A 4,423-nucleotide genomic window follows, 5' to 3' on the forward strand; every position below is an offset into this window, starting at 1 on the left:
AGACGGTGACGTGCGCACAGGGCGCGCAGGCGGCCGGGCGTTCGGTGCCTTCCGCCCGGACCGCAGGTTGGCGCACCCTCGGGCCGGGCGCCGCGACCACCTCGCAGACCGGCGCGGCAGGCGTCGCCGTCGCGCCGGTTGCCGGCACGCCCAACGTGACGCCCGCGCCGCAGCCGTCCGCACAAACCGCGCTGTCGGCGGTCGCGCTGACGCTCAATGCGATCGCGAATTCGGGCGGCGAGGCGACGCCGGCCGTGCTCGGCCAGGCGCCGATCTGGCCGGCCGCGCCGGCGCTCGATATCGCGGTGGAAGGATTGCCGGGTGCCGATGCGGCAAGTAGCGCGGGTTCTGCCGATGCCGCCACGGCAAACTCCAATGCCGCCGCCAGTGCGAACGGAACCGTGGCCACCGCCAGCATCGCGGCGACGCAGGTGCCGGTGGCGGCGCTTGCGGCCGCGCTCGAACGCACCGTCAGCGACAGCGGCCTGTTCTACGAAGCGCATCTCGCGGGATGGCTCGTCGGCCAGCGCTCGCCGGAGAACCTCGCCGACGAAGCGCAGAACCGGCTCGTGGCGGCCGCGCAATTGCCGCCCGGCTGGGCCGACGAGGACGGCGCCTCGGGCGCGACGGGTTTCGCGTCCGAGGCGATGGCGAGCGGCATGCAACGTGGCATGCCGGGCACCGCAACGAGCGGTGTGCAGTCGGGCTCACAACAAGGCTCACAACCGGGCCCGCAAGCTGGCTCACCGGCCGGCTCACCCAATCCCTCTGCCGACGCCCCCACGCACGCGATGCCCTCGATCCTGACCGCGCAAGCCGCGCGTTTCGCTGCGGGCGAGGTGCTGGCGAGTTCGTTGTCCGATCTGACGGGCCAGCCTGCGCATGCGGGGCTGCACAGCGCGGCGCCGCAAATCGGCGATGCATCTGCGTCGCAGAATGCGCAATCGATGGCGGCGGCCGTGCATCCGGCGACGGAGCCGCTCGTGCGTCAGCAGCTCGACCTGCTCGCGACCGGGCAATTCCGCTGGACCGGCGAGGCATGGCCGGGCGCGCGGCTCGACTGGACCATCGAGCAGGACGGCGACGAATGGGACCGCAGCGGCGGCGGCCTCGCGAGCGAGGACGACCAGCCGTGGCGCACGCGTCTGACGCTGTCGCTGCCGACGCTCGGTACCGTCGATGCCGAATTGACGCTGACCGGCATGCGGCTTACCGCGCGCGTGCAGGCGAGCCCGCACGGCGCGGCGCGGCTCGCGATTCAGGGCGAGAGCTTCCGCGAGCGGCTCGCGGCGGCCGGCATCGAGTTGCAGGGTTTGACGATTCGCGAGATCGGCGGCGGTGTACCGGGAGCACCTGGAGCGGCGAGCGCGACGGGCACTGCTGGCGCGCAGGCGGCAGCTTCGGCGTATGCGCGTTCGGCGACAGCGGGAACGGCTTCATCCACGATGCCGGCCACGGCGACGCCGGGTGGTGTCGCGGCTAACCCTGCGGGCTATGGCTCGGCCGCTGCACGCGGCACGCCGGGGGCGCGCGACGACTTCGACTGGGATATCTGATGAGCCGGACCAATCGCCGCAGCGCGGCTGCGCTTGTCTACGACGCTCAGAGTGGCGAGGCTGCGCCGCGGGTGGTCGCGAAGGGGTATGGGCTGCTCGCGGAGATGATCGTGCAGCGGGCCAAGGAAGCGGGGCTTTATGTTCACGAAGCGCCGGAGATGATTTCATTGCTGATGCAGGTGGATCTCGATGCGAGGATTCCGCCGCAGCTTTATCAGGCGACTGCGGAATTGCTGGCGTGGTTGCATCGGTTGGAGAGCGGGGCTGAAGATGAAAGGCCGCATGAGGTGGGCGCTGGCGCGCAGGATGTGGTTGATGTTGTAGCGGTTGATTTGCCTGGCGGCGCTTAATAGTGGTGGTTTTGGCCCTTTGCAGGGTTGGGCTTTTTTGTCTTTGTTCTTCTGGTGTTGGCCTTTCCTTGTGTTCATGTCGGTCTATTAGCGTTGCCCCTGTGCGGGGCGGCACCTACTTTCTTTGCCTACTTTCTTTGCAGCCGCAAAGAAAGTAGGTGCCGCCCCGCACAGGGGCAACGCTAATAGACCACCAAGAAATCAAGGAAAGGCCAACACCGCAGAGAACAACGACAAAGAAGCGCCACCCCGCACAGAGGGGCAACACCAATAGCCCACCAAGAAAACAAGGAAAGCCCAACACCGCAGAGAACAACGCCAAAAAAGCCCAGCCCTGCACAGGGCAACACCAAATACTTGAGATAACCACAAATAGCCCTTCTTTTCGACCCATCACCCCGCAGGCAAATCAACAACAATCACCCTAACCCTTCATCCAGGCAGCAAAGCAAACCACATGGCTACCACGACCGCCCCGCAACAAGCCGCGCCCGTCTCGCCGGGTCCCATGAAGCGCATCATCCTGATCGTCCTCATTGCGCTCATCTCCGCGGGCGCTGCCGGCGCCGGCGTGTGGTTCTTCATGGCAAAGCGCGCGCCCGTCGCCGCATCGGCCGAAGCCGCGCCCGCGCCGCCCGCCGTGCCGATCTTCTTTCCGCTCGAATCGATGACCGTCAACCTGCAATCGGACGACGGCCAGCAGCATTTCCTGCGCATAGGCCTCACGCTCAAGCTCGGCGACGCCGCCACCCAGCAGGCGCTCACCGAGCACATGCCCGAAGTGCGTAGCCGCATCCTGCTCGCGCTGTCCAACAAGCACCCCGACGACCTCGCGCCGCTCGAAGGCAAGCGCGCGCTCGCCGAGGAACTCAAGACGCTGATCACCGAGCCGACCGACAAGGGCGCCGCGCCGGTCCGCGTGCAGGACGTGCTGTTCACCGAATTCGTCGTGCAGTGACGTACCGTGACGTTGTCTAGCGCTGCCATCATCAACCGCCAAGGGACGCACGAGGAATAAGCAATGGGCCACGAAGAGTTCATGTCCCAGGAAGAGGTCGATGCTCTCCTGAAGGGCGTCACCGGCGAAGTCGACACGGAAACCGAGCAGAGCGAGCGCACGGGCGTACGCCCGTACAACATCGCGACGCAGGAGCGGATCGTCCGTGGCCGCATGCCGGGCCTCGAAATCATCAACGACCGTTTCGCGCGTCTGTTGCGCGTCGGCATTTTCAACTTCATGCGGCGCTCGGCGGAAATCTCCGTCGGCCCCGTGAAGGTGCAGAAATACAGCGAATTCACGCGCAATCTGCCGATCCCGACCAACCTGAACCTCGTTCACGTGAAGCCGCTGCGCGGCACCTCGCTGTTCGTGTTCGACCCGAACCTCGTGTTCTTCGTGGTCGACAACCTGTTCGGCGGCGACGGCCGGTTCCATACGCGCGTCGAAGGGCGTGATTTCACGCAGACCGAGCAGCGCATCATCATGAAGCTGCTCAATCTGACGTTCGAGCATTACACGGCGTCGTGGAAAAGCGTGCGCCCGCTGCAGTTCGAATACGTGCGCTCGGAAATGCACACGCAGTTCGCCAACGTCGCGACGCCGAACGAAATCGTCATCGTCACGCAGTTCTCGATCGAGTTCGGCTCGACGGGCGGCACGCTGCACATCTGCATGCCGTACTCGATGATCGAACCGATCCGCGACATCCTCTCCTCGCCGATCCAGGGCGAGGCGATGGACGTCGATCGCCGCTGGGTGCGCGTGCTGTCGAAGCAGGTGCAGGCGGCCGAAGTGCAACTGACCGCCGACCTCGCGCAGGTGCCGGTCACGTTCGAGCAGATCCTGAACATGCGCAAGGGCGATGTTCTGCCGATCAACATCCCCGAGCACATCACGGCGAAAGTCGACGGCGTGCCGGTGATGGAATGCGGCTACGGAATTTTCAATGGTCAGTACGCGTTGCGGGTCCAGAAGATGATCAGCGCAGCCGACACGATGAAGGAAAGTGGATATGAGTGACCTGAACGCAAAACCCGAGGCCGAACTGGCCGCGAGCGACCCGCAAGTGGCCGCCGGCGAACTGAGCGCCGAAGACGACGACGCGATGGCCGACTGGGCGAGCGCGCTCGCCGAGCAGAACGGCAACGCCGAAGTGAACCCGGCGGCGGCCGGCGTATTCCAGCCGCTGTCGAAGGTCGAGCCCACCTCGACGCACAACGACATCGACATGATCCTGGACATTCCGGTCCAGATGACGGTCGAGCTCGGCCGCACCAAGATCGCGATCCGCAATCTGCTGCAACTCGCGCAGGGCTCGGTTGTGGAACTCGACGGCCTCGCCGGCGAGCCGATGGACGTGCTCGTCAACGGCTGCCTGATCGCGCAGGGCGAAGTGGTGGTCGTGAACGACAAGTTCGGCATCCGTCTGACCGACATCATCACGCCGTCCGAACGCATCCGGAAGCTCAATCGATGAAACGCGCCGCCGTTCGCGGCATGCTCCCCGCGTCGCGCGA

Annotated in this window: 5 protein-coding genes; all 5 read left to right on the top strand. The window is 65.8% G+C overall.

What is annotated here, in order from left to right; all coding sequences use genetic code 11:
- Window positions 1-44 precede the first annotated feature (44 nt).
- The 5 genes from GXB81_RS30455 to fliN all read left to right on the top strand — a co-directional run bounded on the left by GXB81_RS30455 (window position 45) and on the right by fliN (window position 4,383).
- On the top strand, window positions 45-1,556 hold the full coding sequence (locus GXB81_RS30455) for a flagellar hook-length control protein FliK (protein ID WP_205991151.1): 1,512 nt from the start codon (window positions 45-47) through the stop codon (window positions 1,554-1,556).
- Window positions 1,556-1,906, top strand: a complete 351-nt coding sequence (locus tag GXB81_RS30460) for an EscU/YscU/HrcU family type III secretion system export apparatus switch protein (RefSeq protein WP_167047382.1) — start codon at window positions 1,556-1,558, stop codon at window positions 1,904-1,906. Before GXB81_RS30455 ends, GXB81_RS30460 begins: the two co-directional genes overlap by 1 nt.
- A gap of 457 nt (window positions 1,907-2,363) precedes the next feature.
- Window positions 2,364-2,864 (top strand): flagellar basal body-associated protein FliL, encoded by a 501-nt coding sequence (gene fliL, locus GXB81_RS30465; RefSeq protein WP_167047380.1) that lies wholly within the window; start codon window positions 2,364-2,366, stop codon window positions 2,862-2,864.
- 63 nt (window positions 2,865-2,927) lie between these two features.
- Window positions 2,928-3,926 (top strand): flagellar motor switch protein FliM, encoded by a 999-nt coding sequence (fliM, locus tag GXB81_RS30470; protein ID WP_167047377.1) that lies wholly within the window; start codon window positions 2,928-2,930, stop codon window positions 3,924-3,926.
- On the top strand, window positions 3,919-4,383 hold the full coding sequence (gene fliN / locus GXB81_RS30475) for a flagellar motor switch protein FliN (RefSeq protein ID WP_167285771.1): 465 nt from the start codon (window positions 3,919-3,921) through the stop codon (window positions 4,381-4,383). Before fliM ends, fliN begins: the two co-directional genes overlap by 8 nt.
- Window positions 4,384-4,423: the final 40 nt, after the last annotated feature.

Source organism: Paraburkholderia sp. Ac-20336 (genome assembly GCF_017105025.1).
GTDB lineage: Bacteria > Pseudomonadota > Gammaproteobacteria > Burkholderiales > Burkholderiaceae > Paraburkholderia.